This window comes from Burkholderia sp. Bp9015 (assembly GCF_003853505.1).
Taxonomy (GTDB): domain Bacteria; phylum Pseudomonadota; class Gammaproteobacteria; order Burkholderiales; family Burkholderiaceae; genus Burkholderia.
In genome coordinates this window covers 25,368-50,898 of the sequence record NZ_QTPZ01000011.1, presented here as the reverse complement: position 1 = coordinate 50,898, position 25,531 = coordinate 25,368, and the positions used below count along the sequence as shown (strand labels likewise).

General features: G+C 62.9%; 18 protein-coding genes and 1 pseudogene. 6 read left to right on the top strand and 13 right to left on the bottom strand.

Annotation, left to right across the window (positions count from 1 at the left end):
* Nucleotides 1–16 precede the first annotated feature (16 nt).
* Nucleotides 17–463, bottom strand: coding sequence for a multidrug/biocide efflux PACE transporter (locus DIE12_RS13955; protein ID WP_124521589.1), 447 nt, complete (start codon nucleotides 461–463; stop codon nucleotides 17–19).
* Nucleotides 464–576: 113 nt separating this feature from the next.
* On the opposite strand from DIE12_RS13955, the gene DIE12_RS13950 reads away from it, so the two are divergent.
* Nucleotides 577–1,461 (top strand): LysR family transcriptional regulator, encoded by an 885-nt coding sequence (locus tag DIE12_RS13950; protein ID WP_124521587.1) that lies wholly within the window; start codon nucleotides 577–579, stop codon nucleotides 1,459–1,461.
* Nucleotides 1,462–1,528: 67 nt separating this feature from the next.
* Here the strand turns inward: DIE12_RS13950 and DIE12_RS13945 are convergent, their stop codons facing one another.
* From DIE12_RS13945 to DIE12_RS13920, 5 genes are all read right to left on the bottom strand, one after another.
* Complete coding sequence (locus DIE12_RS13945) at nucleotides 1,529–1,987, bottom strand: CopD family protein (RefSeq protein ID WP_044846424.1); 459 nt, start codon at nucleotides 1,985–1,987, stop codon at nucleotides 1,529–1,531.
* Between the two features lie 246 nt (nucleotides 1,988–2,233).
* On the bottom strand, nucleotides 2,234–4,555 hold the full coding sequence (gene parC / locus DIE12_RS13940) for a DNA topoisomerase IV subunit A (protein ID WP_044846423.1): 2,322 nt from the start codon (nucleotides 4,553–4,555) through the stop codon (nucleotides 2,234–2,236).
* 62 nt (nucleotides 4,556–4,617) lie between these two features.
* On the bottom strand, nucleotides 4,618–6,600 hold the full coding sequence (locus tag DIE12_RS13935; RefSeq protein ID WP_124487170.1) for a DNA topoisomerase IV subunit B: 1,983 nt from the start codon (nucleotides 6,598–6,600) through the stop codon (nucleotides 4,618–4,620).
* Nucleotides 6,601–6,858: 258 nt separating this feature from the next.
* Nucleotides 6,859–8,844 (bottom strand): ATP-binding cassette domain-containing protein, encoded by a 1,986-nt coding sequence (locus DIE12_RS13930; RefSeq protein WP_185500430.1) that lies wholly within the window; start codon nucleotides 8,842–8,844, stop codon nucleotides 6,859–6,861.
* Nucleotides 8,845–9,072: 228 nt separating this feature from the next.
* Nucleotides 9,073–9,480: a DUF4399 domain-containing protein gene (locus tag DIE12_RS13920; protein WP_124487169.1), complete on the bottom strand. Its 408-nt coding sequence runs from the start codon at nucleotides 9,478–9,480 to the stop codon at nucleotides 9,073–9,075.
* A gap of 198 nt (nucleotides 9,481–9,678) precedes the next feature.
* On the opposite strand from DIE12_RS13920, the gene DIE12_RS13915 reads away from it, so the two are divergent.
* Nucleotides 9,679–9,861 carry a rubredoxin gene (locus DIE12_RS13915; protein ID WP_006478164.1) on the top strand — a complete coding sequence of 61 codons (183 nt, stop codon included), beginning with the start codon at nucleotides 9,679–9,681 and terminating at the stop codon, nucleotides 9,859–9,861.
* A 331-nt stretch (nucleotides 9,862–10,192) separates the two neighbouring features.
* Here the strand turns inward: DIE12_RS13915 and DIE12_RS13910 are convergent, their stop codons facing one another.
* The 7 genes and pseudogenes from DIE12_RS13910 to DIE12_RS13880 all read right to left on the bottom strand — a co-directional run.
* Complete coding sequence (locus DIE12_RS13910) at nucleotides 10,193–11,953, bottom strand: ShlB/FhaC/HecB family hemolysin secretion/activation protein (RefSeq protein WP_124522800.1); 1,761 nt, start codon at nucleotides 11,951–11,953, stop codon at nucleotides 10,193–10,195.
* A gap of 8 nt (nucleotides 11,954–11,961) precedes the next feature.
* Nucleotides 11,962–12,351 carry a hypothetical protein gene (locus DIE12_RS13905; protein WP_124522798.1) on the bottom strand — a complete coding sequence of 130 codons (390 nt, stop codon included), beginning with the start codon at nucleotides 12,349–12,351 and terminating at the stop codon, nucleotides 11,962–11,964.
* A gap of 35 nt (nucleotides 12,352–12,386) precedes the next feature.
* Entirely contained in the window at nucleotides 12,387–12,851 is a 465-nt protein-coding gene (locus DIE12_RS13900) for a hypothetical protein (protein ID WP_124522796.1), read from the bottom strand.
* Complete coding sequence (locus DIE12_RS13895) at nucleotides 12,848–21,823, bottom strand: hemagglutinin repeat-containing protein (RefSeq protein WP_124522795.1); 8,976 nt, start codon at nucleotides 21,821–21,823, stop codon at nucleotides 12,848–12,850. Before DIE12_RS13895 ends, DIE12_RS13900 begins: the two co-directional genes overlap by 4 nt.
* A gap of 207 nt (nucleotides 21,824–22,030) precedes the next feature.
* On the bottom strand, nucleotides 22,031–22,819 hold the full coding sequence (locus DIE12_RS13890; RefSeq protein ID WP_124522793.1) for a DNA adenine methylase: 789 nt from the start codon (nucleotides 22,817–22,819) through the stop codon (nucleotides 22,031–22,033).
* Between the two features lie 167 nt (nucleotides 22,820–22,986).
* Entirely contained in the window at nucleotides 22,987–23,481 is a 495-nt protein-coding gene (locus DIE12_RS13885; protein ID WP_124522791.1) for a DUF2514 family protein, read from the bottom strand.
* Nucleotides 23,478–23,729: pseudogene (locus tag DIE12_RS13880) on the bottom strand (lysozyme); the annotation flags it as partial. The pseudogene DIE12_RS13880 and the gene DIE12_RS13885, both read right to left, overlap by 4 nt.
* A 128-nt stretch (nucleotides 23,730–23,857) precedes the next feature.
* Between DIE12_RS13880 and DIE12_RS13875 the strand changes: the two are divergent.
* The 4 genes from DIE12_RS13875 to DIE12_RS13860 are packed head-to-tail and all read left to right on the top strand — an operon-like array spanning nucleotide 23,858 to nucleotide 25,528.
* Nucleotides 23,858–24,334: a hypothetical protein gene (locus tag DIE12_RS13875; RefSeq protein WP_311768013.1), complete on the top strand. Its 477-nt coding sequence runs from the start codon at nucleotides 23,858–23,860 to the stop codon at nucleotides 24,332–24,334.
* A 1-nt stretch (nucleotide 24,335) separates the two neighbouring features.
* A complete protein-coding gene (locus DIE12_RS13870; protein ID WP_124522790.1) occupies nucleotides 24,336–24,794 on the top strand; it encodes a hypothetical protein in 459 nt (152 codons plus the stop codon).
* Nucleotides 24,795–24,806: 12 nt separating this feature from the next.
* Nucleotides 24,807–25,301 (top strand): ead/Ea22-like family protein, encoded by a 495-nt coding sequence (locus tag DIE12_RS13865; RefSeq protein ID WP_124522789.1) that lies wholly within the window; start codon nucleotides 24,807–24,809, stop codon nucleotides 25,299–25,301.
* Nucleotides 25,298–25,528, top strand: a complete 231-nt coding sequence (locus tag DIE12_RS13860) for a hypothetical protein (RefSeq protein ID WP_124522787.1) — start codon at nucleotides 25,298–25,300, stop codon at nucleotides 25,526–25,528. The genes DIE12_RS13865 and DIE12_RS13860 overlap by 4 nt, the downstream gene beginning before the upstream one ends.
* Nucleotides 25,529–25,531 lie beyond the last annotated feature (3 nt).

The window sequence follows — 25,531 nt, the reverse complement described above, 5'->3', positions numbered from 1 at the left end:
GCCGGACGCTTGCGGCTCAGCCCGCCGGTACCGCGACGCGGCGTGCGGCCCAGCGTGCGCGCAGCGCGTCGTACGCGAGGTTGAAGCAGAACGTGTAGGGCAGGAAGAACAGCACGATGCCGAGGTCGAGCAGCAGCGCCTCGACGAGGCTCACGTTCAGCCACCACGCGGCGACCGGCACCACCATCGCGACGAGGCCGAGCTCGAACAGGACCGCATGCGCGATCCGCATGCCGAGCGTGCGCGTGAGGCCCGCCCGCCGCTCGAAGCGGTCGAACAGCGTGTTGAACGTCATGTTCCAGGCCATCGCGATCAGCGACACCATCACCGTCAGCACGCCGACGTGCGACACCGGCATGTCGAGCAGCCACGCACCGATCGGCGCGCACAGCGCGATCGCCACCAGCTCGAACGTCAGCGCATGAACGAGACGTTCCGTCACCGTTTTGTTGATCTGTTTCATGGTTCCCTCCGATGTGTTCGTACAATCCATGCCGGGCATTTTGATCGGCGAAACCGCGCGAATCCAGTTTGATATCATCGGTTTTACCGATATAAAACCCTGAGGTTCGCCGCATGCGCCACGCCCCCGAAGCCCTGCTCGCCTTCGCCGAAGCCGCGCTGCTCGGCTCGTTCACGGCCGCCGCCCGCAAGCTCGGCAAGCGCCAGTCGACGGTGTCCGAAGCGATCGCGAACCTCGAGATCGATCTCGGCGTGCAGCTGTTCGACCGCTCGACGCGCGCGCCGACGCTGACCGATGCCGGCCGCGCGCTGCTCCCGCAGGTGCAGCGCGCGCTGGAGGCCGGCGCGGCAATCGACCGCACCGCCGCGCGGCTCGCGCAGGGCGAGGAAGCGCGGCTGACGCTCGTCGTGTCCGACACGTACCAGTCGAAGCGTTACGAGGAAACCTTGATGGCGCTCGAGCGGCGCTTTCCGGCGCTCGAGCTCGAATGCCAGATTGCCGAGCACGAGGACGTACTCGACCTGATCCAGCAGGGTCGCGCACAGCTCGGGCTGATGGCCGCGCGCGCGGTCTATCCGCCCGATATCGGCGCGGCGACGGTGGCGGAAGAGTCGGAGATCGGCCTGTTCGTCGGGCGCACGCACGCGCTGGCGGCCTATGGCGACGCCGACGTGCCGCATGCGGCGCTGCGCGACGCGCGCGAGCTGCGCCTCAATACGTATGTGAAACCGGAGGATCGCGGCGCTGCCGACCGGATCGTCGTCGGCACGCAGCGCTGGCTCGCGCCGAGCTACCTGATGCTGCTGGAGATGGCGGTGCTGGGGTTCGGCTGGGCCGAGCTGCCGCGCTGGATGGTCGAGCACTTCGCGCGCGATCGGCTGTGCGAACTGCGCGCGCGCGGCTGGCCGCGCCGCGTGCGGGTCGATGCCGTGTGGTCGCGCAACCGGCCGCTCGGCCCGGCCGGCGCGTGGCTGCTCGACGCGATGCTGGCCGCGTAGCGGCGCGCGGCACCGCACCGGCGGCGAGCGCCGAACGGCGCCGCGAAATCAGAGGCCGGCGAGGCGATCAGAAGCCGCGCGACAGCACGGCCGCGCCGATCGTCACGACGCCGAGCACGAGGTTGACGACGACCAGCAGGCGCACCGTGTTCACCGCGCGCGCACCGTCCGGCCAGTTCTGCGCCTGCACCGCGCGGCGGATGCGCGGGAACAGCGCGAAGCGGATATGGCCGAAGATCAGCATCATCACGACGCCGAGCCCCGCCATCGCATGCAGCGTCCACGTCGCGTGCGCGCCGCCGAAGGCCGTGAGCAGGAAACCGCCGGACAGCAGGATCACGATCACCGAGCCCGACACCCAGTTGAAGAAGCGGCCGAACACGCCCTCGATCAGCGGCAGCCGCAGCTGTGGCGTCAGGTCGGACAGCGCCGGGCGCAGGCAGAAGTGCGCGAAGACCATCCCGCCCACCCACACGGCGACGGCCAGCAGATGAAGAAACAGCGCGACGGCAACAGCGTGGGACATGGCGGCAATCCTGTTATGAGTTGAGTGCAACGAACAGCCGCGTCACGCGCGGTCTCGAGCGACGTTCGACCGGCGGACCGCCGGTCGGTTCAGACCCCCGGCGGTATTTCACAATATTTGCAAGTTCCGCGTGACGGCGCCACGCTCGCTTTCCTGCATGCGTCGCCCCAAAACAAACAGGCCGCACGCCCGCCGAAGCGGAGGTGCGGCCTTCGATGCCGGTCGAGCCGGCGACCGGATGCGGCGTCAGCCGAGCAGCGGACGCAGCTCGTTGACGACCTTGAGCTTCGTTTCCGGCGCGCGGCCCTTGCGTGCGCGCTTGCCGACGTGCGGCGCGAGCCCCGCGTACGACAGCGTCTCGTCCTGCGCCTTGCCGCCGCGCCCGGTGCCGATCAGCACGACACCGGCCGGGTCGATCGCGAGCGCCTGCACGAGCGTTTCCTTGTCGTCGAGCGCCATCAGGATCACGCCGCGGCCGCCGCCCGACAGCGTCTTCATCTCGTCCATCCCGAACACCAGCAGACGGCCGCCGCTCGACAGACACGCGACCTGCGTCGCGTTCGGCAGTACCGGCATCGGCGCGAGCGGCACCGCGCCTGCATCGATCGTCATGAACGACTTGCCGGCCTTCACGCGGCTCACCATGTCGCCGACCTTCGCGAGGAAGCCGAAGCCGTTGCTCGACGCGAGCAGCAGTTGCTGATCGGCCGGCGCCGCGTAGTAGTGCATCAGATGCGAGCCCGATTCGAGCTCGATCAGCGACGTGACCGGCACGCCGTCGCCGCGCCCGCCCGGCAGCACCGACACGTCGACCGAGTACACGCGGCCGCTGCTGCCCCATGCGATCAGGCGATCGGGCGTGCGGCACTGGAACGCCGCGTACAGGTGATCGCCGGCCTTGAACGTGAAGCCGGCCGGGTCGAGCCCGTGGCCCTTCAGCGCACGCACCCAGCCCTTCTGCGACACGACGACCGTCACCGGCTCGTCGACGACCTTCGCCTCGAACGTCGCGCGCTTTTCCTGCTGGATCAGCGTGCGGCGATCGTCGCCGTACTGCTTCGCGTCGGCCTCGATCTCCTTGATCATCAGCCGCTTCATCGCGCTTTCGTTCGCGAGCAGTTCCTCGAGCTTCGCCTTCTCGTCGCGCAGCGCCTCGAGTTCCTTCTCGATCTTGATCTTCTCGAGCCGCGCGAGCTGACGCAGGCGGATTTCGAGGATGTCTTCCGCCTGGCGGTCGGAGAGGCCGAACGCGCTCATCAGCGCGGCCTTCGGCTCGTCCGACTCGCGGATGATGCGGATCACCTCGTCGATGTTCAGGAAGACGATCATCCGCCCTTCGAGGATGTGGATGCGGTCGTCGACCTTCGCGAGACGATGGCGGCAGCGGCGCGTCATCGTCAGCTGGCGGAACTTCACCCACTCGTCGAGGATCGTCAGCAGCCCCTTCTGGCCCGGCCGGCCGTCGGCGCCGATCATCACGAGGTTCAGCGTCGCGTTCGATTCGAGGCTCGTGTACGCGAGCAGCGTGTTCACGAATTCCGTCTGGTCGATCGTGCGCGACTTCGGCTCGAACACGAGCCGCACCGCCGCTTCCTTGCCCGACTCGTCGCGCACCGCGTCGAGCAGGTCGAGCATCGCCTTCTTGGTGTTGAGCTGCTCGGGCGTGAGCGTCTTCTTGCCGAGCTTGAGCTTCGGGTTGGTCAGTTCCTCGATTTCCTCGAGCACCTTCTGGCCCGACGTGTTCGGCGGCAGCTCGGTGACGACGAGTTGCCACTGGCCGCGCGCGAGATCCTCGATCTTCCAGCGCGCGCGCACCTTCAGGCTGCCGCGGCCGGTTTCATAGGCCGCCGCGATCTCGGTGTCGCTCGAGATGATCTGGCCGCCGCCCGGGAAATCCGGGCCGGGAATCAGGTTCATCAGCTCCGCGTGCGAAAGCTTCGGATTGCGGATCAACGCGACCGCCGCCGCCGCGACTTCACGCAGGTTGTGCGACGGGATTTCGGTGGCCAGGCCGACCGCGATGCCCGACGCGCCGTTCAGCAGCACGAACGGCATGCGGCTCGGCAGCGTCTTCGGCTCCTCGAACGAGCCGTCGTAGTTCGGCATGAAGTCGACCGTGCCCTGGTCGATCTCGTCGAGCAGCAGCTTCGAGATCGGCGTGAGCCGCGCTTCGGTGTAGCGCATCGCCGCCGCGCCGTCGCCGTCGCGCGAGCCGAAGTTGCCCTGCCCGTCGATCAGCGGATAGCGCAGCGAGAAATCCTGCGCGAGACGCACGAGCGCGTCGTACGCCGACTGGTCGCCGTGCGGGTGATATTTACCGAGCACGTCGCCGACCACGCGCGCCGACTTCACCGGCTTCGCGTCGGGGCCGAGGCCCATTTCGTTCATCGCGAACAGGATCCGGCGCTGCACCGGCTTCTGGCCGTCGCACACGTCGGGCAGCGCGCGGCTCTTCACGACGCTGACCGCGTAGCTGAGGTACGCCTGCTCCGCGTAGTTGCCGAGCGTCAGCGCATCGGCTTCCGGTGCGTCGGACCCGGCGAAGAGATCGGAAGTATTGTCGTCCATCTGAATTCCGTATTCGTAAGTGGCGTGAGGCCGGGCCGGGCGTCATGCCCGGCCGCGCGGGTTTAGATGTCCGCTTCGACGTCGTTGCCCTTTTCCTCGAGCCAGCCGCGTCGCGCGGCTGCCTCGCCCTTGCCCATCAGCATCGTCATGCGCGCAACCGTCGCCTCGTAGTCGAGCTCGCCGAGCTTCACCGGCATCAGGCGGCGCGTGTCGGGATTCATCGTCGTGTCCCACAGCTGCTCCGCGCTCATTTCGCCGAGACCCTTGAAGCGGCTGATGCTCCACTGCGTTTCGCGCACGCCGTCCTTGCGCAGCTTGTCGAGGGTCGCCTCGAGTTCGCCGTCGTCGAGCGCATAGAGTTTCTGCGCGGGCTTCTTGCCGCGCGCCGGCGCATCGACGCGGAACAGCGGCGGCCGCGCGACGTGCACGTGACCGCGCTCGATCAGCTGCGGGAAATGCTTGAAGAACAGCGTGAGCAACAGCACCTGGATGTGCGAGCCGTCGACGTCCGCGTCCGACAGGATGCAGATCTTGCCGTAGCGCAGGTTCGACAGGTCGACGGTGTCGTCCGGGCTGTGCGGATCGACGCCGATCGCGACCGAGATGTCGTGCACCTCGTTGTTCGCGAACAGGCGATCGCGCTCGGTTTCCCACGTATTCAGCACCTTGCCGCGCAGCGGCAGGATCGCCTGGTACTCCTTGTCGCGGCCCATCTTCGCCGAACCGCCCGCCGAGTCGCCCTCGACGAGGAACAGTTCGTTGCGCGCGATGTCTTCCGTCTCGCAATCGGTCAGCTTGCCCGGCAGCACCGCGACGCCCGAGCTCTTGCGCTTCTCGACCTTCTGGCCCGCGCGCGTGCGCGCCTGTGCCTGCTTGATCACGAGTTCGGCGAGCTTCTTGCCGTGCTCGACGTGCTGGTTCAGCCACAGTTCGAGCGCCGGACGCGAGAACGACGACACGAGCTTCACAGCATCGCGGCTGTTCAGGCGTTCCTTGATCTGCCCCTGGAACTGCGGATCGAGCACCTTCGCGGACAGCACGAACGACACGCGCGCGAACACGTCTTCCGCGAGCAGCTTCACGCCCTTCGGCTGCAGGTTGTGCAGTTCGACGAAGCTCTTCACCGCCTGGTAGAGGCCGTCGCGCAGGCCCGACTCGTGCGTGCCGCCGGCCGGCGTCGGGATCAGGTTCACGTACGACTCGCGCACGAGCGAACCTTCCTCGCTCCATGCGACGACCCACGACGCGCCCTCGCCCTCGGCGAATGTGTCGTCAGTCGAACGCGCATCGGCGAAACGCTCGCCTTCGAACAGCGGGATCAGCAGCTCGCTGCCGTTCATCTCGTCGAGCAGGTAGCCGCGCAGGCCGTCCTCGTATTTCCATGCCTGGCGCTCGCCGGTCTTCTCGTTGACGAGCACGACCTCGACGCCCGGCAGCAGCACGGCCTTCGAGCGCAGCAGACGCTGCAGCTCGCCGAGCGGCAGGTTCGGCGAATCGAAGTACTTCGGATTCGGCCACACCTGCACGCGCGTGCCGGATTTCTTCTCGCCGCGGCCCGCGCCTTGCGTCGCGAGCGGCTTCACGACGTCGCCGTCGGCGAAGCCGAGTTCGGCGATCTTGCCGTCGCGCCAGACCGTCACGTCGAGACGCGTCGCGAGCGCGTTCGTCACCGACACGCCGACACCGTGCAGGCCGCCCGAGAACGTGTACGCGCCGCCGGCGGCCTTGTCGAACTTGCCGCCTGCGTGCAGGCGCGTGAACACGATCTCGACGACCGGCACGCCCTCTTCGGGATGCATCCCGAACGGGATGCCGCGGCCGTCGTCCTCGACCGACACCGACTGGTCGGCGTGCAGCGTGACCGTGATCTGCTTGCCGTAGCCGCCGAGCGCCTCGTCGGACGCGTTGTCGATGACTTCCTGGATGATGTGCAGCGGATTTTCGGTACGGGTGTACATGCCGGGCCGCTGCTTGACCGGCTCGAGGCCCTTGAGCACCTTGATCGATGCTTCGCTATAGGCCGCGCTGGGCTTCTTCGTTGACATAGGCGCTGAATTTCGTCATTCATCGGGACGTTGTCCACACCTCGTGTGGATAACGTCGTGGACAAAACGTTGAGTTCCGTAAAAAAGCGAATCGAAACAACGGTGTGCTTGGACTGCTCCGAAAGCGGGCGCGCGGCGTGCGCCGAGCGACCCGGGACGCGCGGTATTTTACTGGTTCCGCGTGGCGCGCCGCCGCAAGATCGTCGCACGGCGCTGCCGGCCGGCGCTCCGACGCGCCGGGCCGCCACGCGTGGTGCGTCAGACCGGCTTGCGCTTTGCCTCGAGCGTCTCCCACCGCTCGAGCGCGGCGAGGAGCTCGTCGTCGATCGCCGCGAACCGCTCGGTCAGGCGCGTGCCTTCCTGCGGATCCTTCGCGAAGATCGAGCCATCTTCGAGTTGCGCGTTGATCGTCTTCTGTTCTTCCTCGAGCGCCGCGATCTTCTCCGGCAGCGCATCGAGTTCGCGCTGCTCGTTGAACGACAGCTTCACCGTGCGCTGCGCGTTGCGGCCGGCCGCGCCTTTCGCCGCGTCTTCCTTGACCGGCGCCGCTTCCTTCACCGCGCGCTTCGCCGCTTCCTGCTGCGCGAGCTGCTGCGAACGCTCGCTCTGGATCTGCCAGTCGGTGAAGCCGCCGACGTATTCGCGCCACTTGCCGTCGCCTTCGGCCGCGATCACCGACGTCACGACGTTGTCGAGGAACGCGCGATCGTGGCTGACGAGCAGCACCGTGCCGTCGTAGTCGGCCAGCAGCTCTTCGAGCAGTTCGAGCGTCGGGATGTCGAGATCGTTGGTCGGTTCGTCGAGCACCAGCACGTTGGCCGGACGCGCGAACAGGCGCGCGAGCAGCAGCCGGTTGCGCTCGCCGCCCGACAGCGACTTCACCGGCGAGCGCGCACGCTCCGGCGCGAACAGGAAGTCGCCCAGATAGCTCATCACGTGCTTGCGCACGCCGCCGATCTCGACCCACTCGCTACCGGGGCTGATGGTGTCGGCCAGGCTCTTTTCCTGGTCGAGCTGCGCGCGCATCTGGTCGAAATATGCGACCTGCAGGTTCGTGCCGGTGCGCACCGTGCCCGCGTCGGGCTTCAGCTCGCCGAGGATCAGCTTGAGCAGCGTGGTCTTGCCGGCGCCGTTCGGGCCGACGAAGCCGATCTTGTCGCCGCGCATCACGGTCGTCGAGAAGGTGTCGACGACCGTGCGATCGCCGTAGCGCTTCGTCACGTCCGTCAGTTCCGCGACGATCTTGCCCGACTTCTCGCCCTGCGCGACGTCGAGCTTCACGTTGCCCTGCGAATTGCGGCGCTCCGCGCGCTCGTTGCGCATCTGCACCAGCCGCGCGATGCGGCCGACGCTGCGCGTGCGGCGCGCCTCGACGCCCTTGCGGATCCACACTTCTTCCTGCGCGAGCAGCTTGTCGAATTTCTCGTTTTCCACGCGCTCGACTTCGAGCTGCTGCGCCTTGCGCGTCTGGTACGCGGAGAAATTGCCCGGATACGACAGCAACCGGCCGCGATCGAGCTCGACGATACGGGTCGCGACGCGGTCGAGGAACGCGCGATCGTGCGTGATGAACAACAGGCCCGCACGCTGCGCGACCAGCAGTTCTTCCAGCCAGCGGATGCCGTCGAAGTCGAGGTGGTTGGTCGGTTCGTCGAGCAGCAGCACGTCGGGCTGCAGCACCAGCGCGCGCGCCAGCGCGACGCGCTTCTGCATCCCGCCCGACAATGCGTCGACCTGCGCGTCGCCGTCGGTCAGGCCGATCTGCGCGAGCGTCATCGACACGCGCGTGCGCCAGTTCCATGCGTCGTGCGCATCGAGCGACGACTGCAGCGCGTTCATCCGCGCGAGCAGCGCGTCGTGTTCGGCGCCTTCCGGTGTTTCGGCGAGGCGATGCGCGATCGAATCGTATTCTTCGAGCACTTCGCGCGTGTGCGTGAGCCCCGATGCCACGGCGTCGAACACGGTCGCGCCGGGTTCGAATTCGGGCTCCTGCGGCACATAGACGGTCACGAGCTCCTGCTGGCGCGTAATCAGCCCGTCATCGGGCTTCGCGAGCCCGGCGACGATCTTCAGCAGCGACGACTTGCCCGCGCCGTTGCGACCGATCAGGCCGACGCGCTCGCCGGCCTCCAGCGAGAAGTCCGCGTGATCGAGCAACGCGACGTGACCGAACGCGAGTTGCGCGCCGGTAATGGAATAAAGCGACATGGGGAGACGGCGAAGAGAGAAATCGGAAGCGCCCATTGTACCGGTGGCGGACGCCTGCGCCGGGATGGCCGGATGGACTAGGCCGGAGGGCGAATCATTTTGTGCAGCTTAAGCGCTGCGTTAGCGCTGCGTTTTTGCTGCGGCGGCATGATGGCGCGCGCTCGGCGGACGGGGCCGGCATCGCGCGCGTTGGCGTCATGCGGGGCCGGCGGCGGGCATCCGGCCGCAGTTTCCCGGCCGGGCGCCCGCAGGCGGAACGCGCGATTATTTCACGTTGACCGTGATCGTCGAGCTCAGCTCGGGACCGTACGAGCGGTGCGCGCCTTCGCCGAGCTGCAGCGTCAGCGTATGCTGGCCGGGCGGCAGCTTCAGGTCGGTTTCGGTCTGGCCCTTGCCGAAGTGCAGCGAATGGTCGGTGGCGGGGATCACGTCGCCCTTCGGCACCGGCTTGCCGTCGACCAGCAGGTGATGGTGGCCCGTGTCCGGCGTCATGTCGCCGGCCGGCTTGAGTTCCATCCCTTCAAGGCCGAACTTCACGTGCACGGGGCTCGAGACCGTCGCGCCATCCTTCGGCTCGGCGAAGTACACGCGCGCCTCGGCACGCGCGAGCGTCGACGCGGCCAGCGCCGCGACACAAACCACACCCGCGATCCATTTCTTCTTGTTGAGCATCGTTTTTCTCCTTCAGATTGAAAGGCTCACGAAGCATACACTGCGTGCCCGGCCCGCGCGATGACGGCGGTTGTTCGCGATGCGTACGTTTAAAACGACGTTGCGGAGGCGTTCGGCGAAATTCCGGTACCATTGCGCCTTTCGTCCGCCGGCCACGCCGCGGACGGCGTCACCGACTTTCATCATCCCGAGCGCCACATGAGCGAAGTAACCGAATACCAGAGCTGGGTCTGCCTGATTTGCGGGTGGGTCTACAACGAAGCGGAAGGCCTGCCCGACGAGGGCATCCCCGCCGGCACCCGTTTCGCCGACATTCCCGCCGACTGGCGCTGCCCGCTGTGCGACGTGGGCAAGGAAGATTTCGTCGTCGTCGATTTCTGATTCGGCTTTTTCGGACACGACCGGGCGCGCGCGGCGCGTATCGGCACGCATTCCCTCCGCCGATGCGCGTCGCGTTTGCTATACTCTGCGCGCTGTCCACATCGCCGTCCCGGTCGCGTCTTCCGCACGCGATATCGCGGACATGGCTCTCCCCGTAGTTCAGGGGATGGAATGATAAGCGCAAGGCTTGTCCAGCAAGGCTTCCGCCCCTTGCCGTAGCAAATTTGTAGCATGCAAAATCTCGTTCACAGCGCGATTCGCGATAAGAGCGCGTCCAAACTTGCTTTGCTGCGTACCGAACCGCAGATCGAGCTGCGGCTCCCGCCGTCCATCAGAACTGTCCGGTCAACTGAAAGCCTAGCGTCACGCGGGCCGTTGGAAATCCGGTCGGCTTGTACACCGGCGTGCCAGCAAACAGGTCATACCCGTAGGCTCCAAAGCGCGTGCCGATGCTTCCCTTGACGCCGATTACCGCGCCGGCCAACTGCGTGCCAACGAGTGCGACCGGCTGCGGCCCCCACACGCGGCCGTAGTCCAATCCGGCATAGATCGCCTGTCCGGTCTGTCCGATCGGCATTTGCAGCTCGTTGCGCCAGTAAAAACCGCGCGCTGCGGCCAACATCGTTTCACCGTCGAAGCCGCGCACCGTGTAGCGGCTGCCGATCGTCAAGTCGTCGATGTAATACAACGAGTTGCCGGTGTATTGGCCGTGAACCGAGCCGACGTAGCGGAACGGCTGATTTGCGATTGCGAAAGGCACCGAGAGGTTCGCATCCACGACGGCCATTTTGTACCGGTAAGTCGGACCGCCGTCGACCGCCAGCACGTCATCTTGTGCCCCAAATGCACCGATCCCCTGACGATAGGCGAGCGTGCCGTCGAACTGGGCGCCACCGAAATAGTGACGGTCAGTCAGGCCAAGTTCGACGAATGTGTTGTTGCGGCGCTGCTGAGGAATTTCCGTATCTTCGATGAAGCTCTGCCCGAAGCGGCGCGACAGGCGAACGTAACCTCCGAACACGTCATTCTGACTACGGGCCAATACGCGGGCCAGTTTGAAATCGATCGTTTTGGAGTTCCCGCTTGCCACGAACGTCTGATTGACGCCCGCGATCTGCTGATAGTACGTGTTCGTGTATGCCGAGAGCGTCGCGGTCCAATACCCCCACGGGATCGAATAGAAACCGTTCCAGCCGTGCGAACCGAGGCGCTTGTCACCAAATTCGAGGTCTTGACTCACGCCGACATTGAAGATGTCATTCAGGCCAAGCGGGTTAACGATGCCAACCGACAGGTTGCCTTGCAACTTGCCGGTCGCGCGTGTTCCCGAATTGTCGATCGACGCGACGACCGTCCAAGGCTTGCCGCGCTTTACGTCAAGCACGACATCGCTCTCGCCCGGTACGTCGCCCGGAACGATCTGCATCGACACGTCCTGGCTGGTGACGCGCTTCATCTGTTCTAGCCCTTGCTCGAGGTCTCGCAGATTCAGCAGTTCGCCACCGCGAGTCGGAAACGCGGTCTTCCACGTGCCCCGCAACTTTTCATCGGCGAAACGCACGCGCCGGATCACGCCGGGAACCAGTGCAACCTTGAGCGTGCCGGTGGTCAAGTCTTGCTCGGGCAACAGGACGCGTGTCGTGATGTAGCCGCGTGCCAAGATCGCGCGAGACAACCCGTTGATGATCGTATCGACGCCTTGCTTACCGACACACTGACCCGCGTAGTGGGCAAGCCATTCGCGCGCGAACGCAAAGCGATCCATCGGCAGCGCGGACGCCCCTTGCATCTTTACGGAATCGGGAAGCGAATCCGGCACGTCGAGCGCGAATCGATCAATGTGGAAGCATGGCTGCTCGCTCGGCAGCGCGGGATAGGTTTCGGCGCGCGGCACGTCGGACCGTACAGTTGGAGCCTGCACCGCCGCGTCCCGCTGCTGCGCGTCGCGTTGCTGCTGCGCTTGTCGATCCTGTTCCGCGTTTGCACGCGCAGCAGCGGCTTGGTCGGCCGGCGTTGGTGCTTGCTGCGCGTGTATCCCCAGTGATACCAACGCTGTGAGCGGCAAAACCGCCAGCCGTTTTGTTAGTTTCATCGATATATTCAAAGCGAGAAAGTCGCAATGCTTTCGGTTTTTGCGGCACCCAAAAGAAATTGACGAAATACCGCCAATTCCGAAATTAATCCCGCCCTTGCAATCCTCGCAGTCACAGGCTTTCCGTCTTGCGTCCATCGGTAGATAAACTCCAAATCGCCGTCGCCCGACTTTTCGAGGCTCAATATCTGATCGATCAGCGCATTCGCTATCAGATCGATAATCGAAGCATCCACCAACTCCTCTTCAAACTGATCAAATAATGTGCCATGAGCATCATTGAATTTTGACCAAAAATATCCGGACGCGGATGAAAAAAACCACTCCGAAAGCTCACCGGACAAGCGAAACTGAGCTGCACCGCTACCAAGCGATACGGAGGATTCTTGCATTCTCATCGTTGTTATTCAGTGCGATTCCGCCTTAAAGTTCATTATGGACCAATGCCCTCACCACTGGAGAATCGCCCCATCGTTACAAACACTTCCTCTGCATCATCATCGAAAATGTGATTTACCTGCCACTCGGCCCCGGGAAATTGGATACGTACTCGCTCGCGCCATAGTTCCACGATGCAAATCGCAATTTCCTTCGCCTTTTCATACGATATCCCGTTGAGCACATCTGTTATCTCAACCAAGTTGGCCCATGCTTGGGCTTGATCTTCGGCCATTCCATTAATTCGATACTCTTGATATTTCTTTTCATCAAACCAATCAGCGACAGTCACGACACCATCAAATAGCGCAAACCGCGGGAAAAACAAATTTCCGATACAAACAAAAAAATCAGCTGGCAACGAGACCTTTGTTGTTACAGCATGCAAAAAATCCAATGGGGAAAATTTTTCGCCGTTGGCCTTCGAAAATTCACTGATTTTCCATTCTGAAATATTCATTTTCCATTGCCTTTCGGGATTTCACTAGGTGTAGCTGGCCGAACTACACCCTTGCCGATAAATACCGATCCATCTGGCGCAGTATTTATGCCAGTTTCCTTCACGTTCGGGCGGGGAATTCCGCCGTGATCTTGTCCAGACCCTCGATATTGCATCCAGGTGCCATCACTGCGGTATGTAGTGTACTGTCCGTCAGGTCCGGGTTTTTCAATAATTGTATGAGGCAAACCAGCCGCTTCCGCCAGAGGAGCGGGTGGCTTATTCCTCATCTTGCCGGCTCCACCCAACGCGCCCGTCACAGACGTGGTCGGCACAGCAGCCAACCCGTCCTCCAAGCGCTGCGTCAAGTTAACTTGACCAACCATCGCGCGCTCTTTGTCCAACTCCTTCCGAAGCGCCGCCATATCCTTCTGCGCCTCGGTTTCGTTCTTATCGTTGTTCTGATTGTAGAGATTGACGCTCGACGCAGTTGCTGCGCCAGCACTTCCACCGACCAACGCACCACCCAGTCCCGACACGATGTTTCCTGCGATGTTGCCGATCAATTGCGAGCCGGTTGCGCTGCCGATCGAATCGGACAGTTGCTTCGTCTGTCCGGCCAGCAGATTCGACAGCCCGGCACCCGCTGCGCCACCAAACGCGCCAGTGAGAGCACTACTGCCGCCCAAGCCGCCAATCAACGCACCGCCGCCCATTTGGAGCATACCTCGACTGGCCCCGCCCTCCTTCCACGCCTCGGCTGTATCGAGCGCGGCCGCTGCGGCGTCGAGATCGCCATTCGCGAGTGCTGTCTTCGCATCAGCTATCGCTTGATCGCGCTTCATATCAGCATACGCACCGATGCCTTGCGATACGACCTGCCCGGCCGCCTGCGCAGCATTCATGGTGTCGGCCTGCTTATCCAGCAGATTTTGCACGTCCGGCGTTTTCGATACCGTCCCATTCAGATTCGACGTATCGCGGTTCAGCCCCGCGACATCTTGTGTCTGGCCCGCCGGGTTCGTGATGTTGATCGTGCCTGTGCTGACGCCACTGCGGGTGGTCGCGCTTTCGCTGCCACTATCCGACTGCGAAATCATCGGCGTCACGCCACCTGCACCGCTGACCGATCCGGGTCCGGTCGCCTTGCCGGTCACACCGACGCCAGCACCCGCGCTGAAACCGCTGCTATCCGCGTTGTAGGTCGAATGGTTCTGGATATCACGATAGGTGAGCGTGCCCGTCGTCAGCGTATTCTTCGACGGATCGGCCGTACTGGCGATCGCCGCGCCCGTCAGGTCCGTATTGCCCTTGACGTTCACATTGAAACCACCTTCGCCGGCCTGAATGCCCGCCTGCTCGTTCACACCCGCATAATTGCCATTCGCATCCCCGTGCGACGAGCTGAAGCTGGCGCTACCGCCCATCGTGCTGACGCTGATGCCCCCACCTGCGCTGCTTTGATGTGCGCTGCTGACGGTCGTATCCTGCACACTGTGCATGTTCAGGTTGCCGCCGACATCCGCCGTAACGGTACGGCCGGATACGGTCGAGCCGATCACGTTCGTATCGCCGCCGCTGACGAGCGTCACGCTGTTCGCGCCCGTGACGTGCGAATTGTTCTGCATCGCCGCATCGCTGTTGCCGTCACCGTGCGCACGCGACATCGATGCCGAAACGCCGATGCCGTTCGTACCGATCGACACACCAACGCTGCTGCCCGACGACGAATTCGAACTGCGTGTCAAATCGGTGTTCGTCGTGTTTTGCAGGTCGATCTGGTTCTTGGCAGCGAGCAACACGTCTTTGCCGGACACGTTCGAGCCAGCGACCGTAATGTTGCCGCTACCCGGCGTGCCATTGCCCGTCGCAATCAACGAAGTCGTACCGCCTGCGCCGAGGCTCGAACCGCGCTGCGTCGTCTGGTTTTCCGACGTGTCCAAGCGGCTATGGCTCGATCCGACGCTCACCTGGACACCAATGCTCGGCGTACCACCGCCCGCAAGTGCACCGCCGGTCAGGCCGGCGACGCCCATCGCGGCATTGCCGGCCGCTGCGATCGCGTGCAGCGCAGTAGCGCGGCTATCGCCGCTGCCGCTCTTGGCGGCTTGCGCCTGTTGGTAAGCACCATTGATCGCATCGCCGACGCTGCCCGACAAGCCGAGCGTGACGCCGCTGCTGCTCGTCTCTTGGCTATGCGTTTTGTTCGCGGTATCCGTCGCCGAGTCGATCACGATATTCGATGCCGCGCCGGTCAGGTTCTTCCCGGCGATCAGATCGCTACCGGTCACGTGCAGCGTATCGCCGGCCGTGACATTCAGGTTACCGTTGAGCGACCCGACCGTGCTTGCGTTGTTCGTGACGGACGACGCATGATCCGTTTCCTTCCGCGACTGCGTGCCGATGCTGACAGTCAGTCCGCTCGTTCCCAGACCCGAATGCGTCTCACGGTAGTAGCTGTCTTGCGAGACAGAATCCTTCGAGGTCGTGATGTTGACGTTGTTCGTCGCCGCGAGGTTCACGTCGTTCGTGCCGACGACCGTGCTGCCCTGAACGGTCAGGTCGCGCCCCGACTGAATGTTGACGGTGTTGCCCGACACCGTGCTGCCGACACCGACATTGGCGTGCGTGTCGGTCATCCCGTCGGTCTTCGTGCTGCTGACGAAGCTGCCGCGTTGGACTTGCACCGACTGGTACTTGTCGTGTTCCTCGCGGGCCTCGTTGATCGTGACGTTGCCCGTCGCACCGATGTTTGCCGAGCCGGTACCGCTCTCGACGCCGTTGGTCATACCCGCAGTCATAGCGGAGCCGGTCAGCGTCACGTTGCCCTTGGACTTGTCGGCACTCACAGCCGCAAGCGTCGCGTTTCCGCCCGCAGTGAATTGCGTGCCGACCGCATGCTCGTCGTAGTTGTGATCCGTTTCCTTTCGCGTCTTACTGTCCGCCGCGACGTTATCAAGCTTCGCCGTATCCGTGACGGTCGTCGCCGTCAGGTTGCCACCAGCGATCACCGACAGATCCTTGCCGGACGAAACCGTAGCACCCTTGAGCGTCGTATCGTTGCCGCTTTGCATCGCCAAGCCGCCGCCAGCGGTTACCCCGCTCGTCACGTTCTTCGTCGTCGACTCTTCCCAATGATGCTGATCGTTCAGATACATCGACTGGTTCGTGGTCGACTGAACCGTATCGACGTTGATATTCCGGCCTGCCGTCACCAGCGCATCGCCGCCAGCCGACAAATTCGCGCCGTGAAGCGTCAGATCGCGACCGGCTTGTACGGCCAGATCGCCGGTCGCCGAGATCGTCCCCTGCTGGCCGATTAAGCTCGTATTGACCTTGCTCGCGCCCGATGCGCCGGTTGCGCCTACGGCATCGACCAGCGTCGTGTTGACGATATCGCGGCCGGCCATCACGGCAACCCGGTTGCCGGAAATCTGGCCCGACGCGTTGACGACATCGTTGCTCGCCGACACGACGGTCGTGCCGTTCTTGGCGCTGCTCGAAATCGTGCCGCCACGGTTCAAGATATCCGTCGCGGTCAGGACGGTTTTCGTGCCGCCCTTGATCACACCGGAGTTCGTCGTGCTACCCGCCGTATGGATCTCGACATCGTCCGCGGCTATCAATGCACCGGTCGGTTGCAGGTCGTTCGCGTGCGTCTGCGCCATGTAGACCACCGGGGCCAGCACGTGCGTCGTACTGCCATCGGGCAGGGTCACGGTCTGGTCGACGAGCCACACGATATCGCTCGTGAGCGCATCCATTTGTGCGGCGGTCAGCGCCATGCCAGGCACCAGGCCGAACTCCTTCGCGTAGTTCACGCCGTTGGTCATCAACGCACGATATTCATCTTCGGCGCTCGCGTAGCCCGGCAGGAAGGTGCGTCCCGTCAACTGCGTGATCTGGTTGCGCACCATCTGCTGCTCGTACATCCCGTCGCCCAAGCGCTTTTCGATGCTCGCCGGATTCAGGTTCAACTGCCCGAGCATGTAGTCGCTCGAGATGAACTTCGTGTAGCTGGTCAGGCGCGGATCCGTCACGATCAGATACGGCTGCCCCGGCGCGGGATTGATCGAATACATGCCGCTCGTCGGCAACGTAATCGACAATGCACCCGTGGCGCTCGCGACCGACTGCAGTGCGGGGACCGTCGTCGTGCCGCTTGCGGTGCCGACCTTGGTCTGGTTGCCACCCGATACACCTTGATTCGCTGCGTTGCTGCCGAGCGTGCCGCCCGTCGCACCGGTCGCCGAGTTTTGCGCAGCGACGTTCTGGTTATTGACGTTCTGCGCGTTAATCGACACCGATTGGTTCGCGATGATCGTGCCGCCGGTGCCGCCAATCGCGACCGGTGTATAAACGATGGACGGCTCGACAATCGTGCCACGATCCTGCGTCGTGTCTTCGTTCCACGCGTACATCGACGTAATGTCGTCGCGCTGGTATTGATACAGCGTACGACCGACGTTGTTCACCGTCGTGCCGCCATAGCTGCCACTACCGACGGATCCGCCTTGCTGGGTGCTACCAATCTGAATCGACTTGCCCGCCGTGATCGCGCTGTAGTTGTTGTTGATCGTCCCAACGTTCGCCATCGTGATACTGCCGCCGGCCACGAGCTGCGCTTGCTGCGCCTGACTCGTCACCTTGTCCTGCTGGACAGTGGTCGTCGTATCGCGCCAGATCTCGACTCGTTGATAGCCGTTATGGCCGTCGCTGCGGGTCGCATACTCCGAATCCGGCACATAGTTCACGTGCGGGTCATACGCATCCCAATAATTGACCGTAACCGTCCCGTCCGCATTCGTCGTCAGCGTGTTGTAGTAGATCGTCTGCTGCTGCCCGTTCACGTTCACGACGAGCACCTTGTCGGTCGCGTTCGGCCCGGACGTTTGCGACAGGACTTGCGAAGGACTATAGGTTGAAGTCAACGGCGTCTTGTAGCCATTCACCCACATCGCCTGCGAGCAGCCCCCGTTCGGGTCTGCATTCATCGTCGCGCATACGATGTACTTCTGGCGCTTGGTTTCGTGCTTGCTAGACGTGCTCGTCGTTTCGGTCGCGACCGTCGGTGCGGGACGCGTATTGGTGAACGTGCCGGCAGCCAGTTCAATGTTGCCCTGCGCTTCGATCGTGGACTGGTCGTTCAGCACGTTTTGCGTGCGGTTCGCGAGGAAACCATTTGCATCACGCTGACCGTTCGCCGCGATATTGATATCGCCGACGCTGTACAGGTTTGCGCCACCGGTGTTCGACAACTGATTCGTCGCGTACAGATTCAGCTGGTTCGCGGCGGCGAAGACAGCAGCGGCGCCCGTGTTGGTGATCGTGGCCGCGTTCGACGTGACGTTGCCACCGATCACGGTTCCAGTATTGTTGAGCGCTGCGCTGTTGGTCGTGACCGCATCGCCTTCAATGCGGCCCGCGTTATCGATCGTGCCGCCGTTGGCGTTGACCGTCGTGTTCGCGGAATTCAGGTCCGCGCCGCTCTGGTTGTCGACGTTCGCAGCATTCACCGTGAGCGCACCATTGGCGTCCATCACGCCCTGGTTCGTCAGCTTGCCCGACGTGGAAAACGTCAGGTCGCCGTTCGCGTGCAGCCTGTTCGCTGCCGTCTGCGTATAGTCGCTGCCAAGCGTCACTACACCGTTGCGGCCGGCAACGATCGACCCGTCTCCGGTCAGTGTGCCACTCGTCAACGACAGATCCTGATCGCTGCCAATCGCGCCCCCCTGATTCGACAGAGCACCGGTTTGAATCGACACGCTGCCGCCGCTACCCGCGTCATTGCCCAATTTGCCCGACGTATTGTCGACCGATGCGGCTTGCACCGAAAGCACGCCATTCGCGCGAACCGAGCCATTCTGGTTCGACAGCGTAGCGTTAGGACCAACGAAGTTCAGGTTATTCCCTGCCGAAAGGACACCCGCATTGTTGTTCGCGTTGCTGCCGACGTTCAGTGTCAGATCATGGCCGGCGAGCGTCTGACCGCCCTGCGCGTTCGTCAGGGCCTGCGTGGTCAGCGTGACGTCACCGTTGCCGCCGATCGTACCGGCACCCGCTGTACCGGACGCATTCGTGTTCGTAATCGATGCGCCGCCGTCGATCGTCGTCGCCCCGCTGCCAATGTTGGCGATGCGCGCGTCACTGTTGTCGATACTGGCACCAGACAGGTCGAGCGTCGACGTCGCGCCGTTCGCTTCGATTTGACCCGCATGGTTGTTCACCGCGCCTTGCGCGCGGACTTTCAGATTCCCGTTCGACTGGATCAGCCCCGCCGCGTTCGCGAGCGCGCCACTCGACTGCACCGACAACGACCGCGATGCGAGCAGCGAGCCGCCAGAATTGTCGACGCTGCCGGCGTTGACCGAGACGTCGCCGTTACCGCCGATCGTGCCGTTCGCCGTATTGGTCAACGCGTTCGCCGCCGTGACCGACAACGCGCCTGAGCCGAGTTGCTTAATTGAGCCGCCGTCGTTCGCCAGGCTGTCCCCGGACACCGTGAGACCATTACTGGCTTCGACCGTGCCGGCGCGATTGTTAATCGCCGATTGTGCTTTCAGCACAAGGCTGTCTGCGCCGATATAGCCGCCCGCGCTGTTGTCGAGCGACTGCACATCGAGCGCGGCCTGCCGCTGAGCCGACAGCACACCCGCTTGGTTCGACACGGCGGCGGCCGTCAGCTTCATCGCGCCATTGGTCGCGATCATGCCGCCTTGGTTCGAGACTGCACCCGTGCCGATGGTCAACGTGCCGATGCCGGCGTGCGCAATCTTGCCGTGGTCGTTGATCAATGCGGCCGGCGTCAGGCTGAGGTCGGTACTGTTCGTTTGAATGGTTCCCGAGCTATTGTCCAGCGTGCCCGAAACCGCGATCGCTGCCGGTCCCGAGCCCGTCTGCGTGATCGTGCCCGACTGATTTTTGAGATTGGTCGCTGACAGCGACAACTGGCTGGCCTGAATTGCCCCTGCACCGTTGTCCAGACTGGTCGCGCGAACGTTTGCCAACGCACCTGCGGAAATGCTGCCTGCTGCATTCGTGAGCGCGGTGCCGGCATCGATCGTCGCATTCTGGCCTGCCGCCAGCGAACCGTTGCCGTTGTCGACCGATTGCGCGCCGACAGCCAGATCCGTGTTCGCGCTGATTGATCCATGGTTCGCTAGGCTGCTCGCCTGAATCGTAACGGAGCCGTCACCGCCGATCACACCGCCTTGTGCGCCGTTCGCTGTCGTACCCGCAGCGTTCGTGAGCTGGCCGCTCGTTGCGATGGACAGGCCGTCGCCATTGAGGGACGTCACGCGCCCGGCCGAGTTATCCAAGGATGTGCCGCCGACGCTCATCCGGCCCGCGCTCTGGAGGATGCCCTGTTGGTTCTGGATCGCACCACCGTGGACGTCCGCCGTACTTTGCGAAACCAGCGTACCGGCCTGATTCGCGATCTGTCCGGCCGACTGCACCGACAGCGGGCCTTGGGACGAGACCGTGCCGCCTTGGTTCGACACGCTGCCCGCCGTCAACGTCGCGCCGCTCTGGCTCGAAAGATTGCCGTGGTCGTTGACAAGCGCTCCGGCGGCGCTCGCGTTGAGTGCGCCCTGCGCACTCGTCGTCGCGTTCGAAAGGTTGAGGTCGCCGGCACTGGCGCTCAGCGTCATGCCGCCGTTAGCCGCCGTCTGGCCGCCTGCAAGATTCACGCTGCCGCCAGTCAGCGTTGCGTTGCCGCCGGCAAGATTCTGGCCCGTCGCGTTCAGTTGGCCCGACGCGGTAACGTTCAGATCGCCGCTGCGGCTCACGGAGCCGTCGTTGTTCACGCCTGCACCGAGCGCGCCGGTTGAACTGACGGTCGCGGCGCTGATCGTTGTATTCTGTTGCGCCGCAAGCGTGCCGCTATTTGACAGCGTGCCGCTAGCCGCGACGTTCGCGCTCTGCTGCGCGTAGGTCGTCCCGGTATTCTGGATATCGCTGCCGTTTGCCGTAAGGTTGCCGCTCGCGATCGTCTTGCCCGACAGCACAAGCTGTCCGTTCGACTGCAGCGTCAGATCACCGGCCTGTGCGGCGATCGTGCCAGCATTTGCCACGCCGACACCGTTCTGATTAGCGACAAGAAACACCCTATTGGCGTACATTCCGCCCAATTGACCAACGTCAATTGCGATGGCCGGTGCGGGGCCACCGTCCTGAATCGGTGTTGTGGCGAGCGTATCGTGATTGACTTGGTTCGGGCCGGTGATTACATTCAGATTTTTCGCATAAATCGCCGCATTTGCCTGAACCGCACGGGCGATAATGTCAACCTGATCGACATTGGCCGCATTCAAACCAGCGCCGGACACTGTGACGAGGCCTTGGTTTACATTAAACCCAGCCACCGAACCGTCAGCACCGTAATACGGCACCCCGGTTGTCAAGACAGCGCGCGAGGTATTAATAAAGCCGCCGCCATCGACCAGAAGGCCAGCGGAATTCGACAAGATAATCTCAGCCTTGGGGCCCGCTACCTCAACATACCCCCTGATGACCGAGGGATTATTGCTGTTAACCTGATTAACGATAATCCGCGCGGAATCATTGGGCCCGAAATTCGGGTTCCCATTGATATATCCTGCTTGCTGCGTATTGACGATCGTCGGCGAGTTATTGATTATTGCGCCGGGTTTCTGTACGTCGAATTGATTATAGGTATTTAACGATACGCCAGATCCACCCGGCTTATTAATATTGACTTGCGGTAATCCATTTTGCGTCTGGATCACCGACGGCGCATGCGCACCGCCGCCGACAATTTGCGCATTCGCCCATATCGGTGTCGCGCCGACCGCAACCAGGGATGCCAATGCGATGCTCCGGAGGGCAAATCGCACAATCGATTCGCGCTCAACCGCCGCGCCACGCGTCTCGCCCCGGCCCGCGTTGCCCGACGCACTGGCAGTCTCTTCGACGGCAATCAACATGCCGCGTACACGGCTGTACACCAAACGGTAGTTATTTTGATTCATTTTTCTGGCCTACTCGCAACTTGAGCGACTGCGCCCTACGGATTATCGGATGGCGGCATCTTCTCGCAACCCACGCAGTCGTGTCTCGGCGAGCGGGTCAACTATTGTCAAACGTCGGGTAAACGCGACAATGATCGAGGGGCGCCCTTGGCGTGAGGATTTTTCGGCAATCGGCCACCGTGTCTTTCGACACGGTGGTCTCCGCAATCAGAAGAGCCCAGCCGGCTGCGCCGCGTCGTCCCAACTGAAGATAATCAGCTCGTTTCGCTCGACACCCTTGCCTCCGCCAACCGTGTACTGAATCGGCACGGTCTCGATATGAAACCCGTCGAATACGCGCCGAATGTCGGGATGGTCGTTCAGGCTCACGATCGCGCGCCCCTTGATCGCGCGCAGCTTTACCGCCATCTTTTCATACTCGGCAAACGGAAACGCGACGCCGTATCCTTCGGTCTCGTAGTACGGCGGATCCAAATAAAACAGCGTGTGCGCCCGGTCGTATCGATCAATGCACGCGGCCCAATCGAGCCGCTCGACAAACGTGTTCGCAAGCCGCAGGTGCGCCGCTGACAGCTCCTCTTCGATGCGCAGCAGGTTCAGGCCGGGCGGCGTTGTCGTCGCCGTCCCGAAGGTCTGCCCTTCGAGCTTCGCTCCAAAGCAACTTTTCTGCAGGTAATAGAACCGGGCAGCACGCTGGATATCGGTGAGGGTTTCCGGGATCGTCTGCTTCAGCCATTCGAACACCTGCCGGCTCGTCAGCGCCCACTTGAACTGCCGCACAAACTCCTCCAGGTGATGCTGCACGACGCGGTACAGGTTGATCAGCTCGCCGTTCACGTCGTTAATGACTTCGACCTTGGCCGGCGGGCGCAGGAAATACAGCGCCGCTCCGCCTGCGAACACCTCGACATAGCAGTCGTGCGCAGGGAAACGCGGAATGATGTGGTCTGCCAGACGACGCTTGCCGCCGATCCAAGGAATGATGGGATTTGCCATTGTGAAAGCCGTTTTTAAACTTGGTGTAGAATCCGGCCCGCCTACGTAGGTAAGCAGGGCCTTGGCTGATTCACTGGCACGCTCAGTGGAAAAGCGACCGGGTAAATGCGCGAACATTCCCCCGGTCGCCCTGTTTCTTTCGAGACCGCGCAGCCTCGATTGCCGCGTTACTGCGGCAGATTGGTTGATGCGTCGGCGATCAACGCGTCGTAACTCCGCTCACACTGCTGGCCGGCGATTCCTCGCTCGTCAGCGATCTTCGCCAACTCTCCCGCGCGCTCGTCAACCCGGCCGAACAGGTCGGCAAGCAAATCGAGGGCGTTGCCGGCTGCCGGGCTTCCGGCCGTAGCGCCGGAACGCCGGACGTCGGCAACGAGTGCGGCGATTTGCTTGCGCAGCCCGTCAGCAACACCATCGGCAACAGCAGCATCTGCGCGCGCCTGATCACGATCTTTCGCAGCATCGGTTGCGATCTCCTGTTGCGCCACCAATCGGCGGCGGAATTCATCACGTTCAGCGCGCAGATGGTCAATCTGCCGTGCCTGATCGGCGACCGTCGCGGACTGATCCGCATCACGGTGCCCCTTCGAATAGCCGGCAGCAGCGCCGACGAAAACGGCCGCGATAAGCGCGAGCCAGAGCCGAGGATCGAACCACGTCATGCGCCGCTCCGCATCATTGACGCAAGACGCTTCGCGCGATCGCCGACCTGTCGCGCCCACAGGCTGTCGAGCATCTCGACTGCCGCCACGTTCCAGTCGCCCCGCTGCGTCGCCGCGAGAAACTTGCGGAACCCGAGCAACTTGCCCTGCATGTTGAATGCCATATTCATCATCACGCGTTGGCGCACCGGATCGAGCGTGGACCACCACGGCAGATTGCGATTGAGCCATGCCTCGGTCTCTGCGATGAACGCCCCGATTTGTCGGATGTCCTGACGGCCATCGGGCATAAGCAACGGATTGCGTCGAATCGGGAGCTGCTCGACGCCGCATTCCCGACTTACAAAGCGAAGCTGGCTCTTGGCCCTGCGGCCGCATGGCCGTTCCCGACCGGAGCCGCAAATTGACCCCGCGCCCGGCCCTTTCTACCCCACGTCCGCTGCCGCGAAAGCGGGAACACGCAACGAAGCGCCCGGCTATCGCGCTGGCGAGCGTCAACTGCACGTCGATGCAGTCTGACTACAACGGGCTGACGCCCGCAAAAGCAATTCAGAAGGACGCTGCGCCGCTCGCGCGGCGAAAACCTACCCAGACAAACGAAGCCTTGGCGGGTACCCGCCAAGGCAGGCTCGCGCGGCTCGACGCCCTTCGCATCGAGATCCGCGCGCTGATCACCGAGATCTCGCACGCGGCCGACGTCGAGCTGCTGGACCTGATGGCCGACGAGATCGGATCGTTCACTCGCCACAAGGCGGCGCAGGACGCACGCACCTGGGCAGCAACCGCCGGGATCACGCTGGAAACCGGCTTGATGCAGCTCGCCCACGCCCTTCCACCATACGAGGCAAAGTGAAATGACCCGACGAAGCAGCCCATTTGAAGTGTGCGGACTCAAACCGATCAGGCAAGACAGCGAAGGCCCTCTCTTCGATCCCGTAGAGGCGGCCACGATGATCGCTAATTCCATCAACGCAGATACCAACTACTTTCAGCGCAAAACTAAAGCTATGAACACCGATTTTGCAAAAGCGGAGTCCGCCACCCAAGATGCAATCGCACTCTTTGAGCGCTCACTATCTCGTATGGTCGACGCAGAGAAGCAAGTTGCAGAGTCGACGAAGAAAGCAGCAGGTAGCGTGCGAAAGTCCGCAAACGAACTTGGCGACACAATGCAACGGCTCTTGAAAACGGCCGACGTTGACCGCCTTGAACGGTACGCCACTGTTCTCGAACGCATGGCAGCAGCGATGCAGACGTTGGCCACTTTGGAGATCGACGGCAAGCTCGATCGTATCGTCAACGCCATTCGATAACCGGGGACCAACATGGAAAATATCACCAGCAACTACGATGCCCTGCAAGCGGCTGCCGAAAAAGCAACCAAGGGGACCTGGATTAACGTCGGCGCGTGGGTAGAGAATGGGCGTGACGACTTGAAGGATATCTGCGACTGCCGCCCGAACGGGAACGAAGATGACGAGCAAGCGCTGCTCGATGCCGCCTATATCGCCCTCGCGAACCCGGACACCATCCTTCGCCTTCTTCGCAATTGGCGTGCCGCGCGCGAAGTCGCCTCGCAACGCCACATGCAAGCAAGTGTTGCAGCCATTCAATACGCTCTTGACGCGGACGAAGGCTTCGAATGGTTGTCGCTCTGGAACGAAGGTGAATTTGAGCGGTGCAGACGGGATTGGCCCGACGCTCCGGACGACTGCTACATCGGCGCCGACCCGATGCATCCCGAAACACAGCGGTTGCTCGCTGCAACGACCAGCGAGCGGGTGACGAATTACGCGGACGATGGAGAGACGATCCAATGAGCTTGCTTACCCGCGCATATATCCTCGAAAAGTACGGCCCCCGCATGACGCTGGCGCAGCTGGCGCAGCTATTGCTGATGTCGGAGGGAACCATCCGCAACCAGATCAGCGCCGAGACGTTCCCGATCCCGACGTATAAGGAAGGCGGCGGCCGGTTCGCCGCATATGACGCGGTCGCCGACTACCTTGATGAAATGTCGACGCGCGCGCGACAAATGGCAGCATGACCA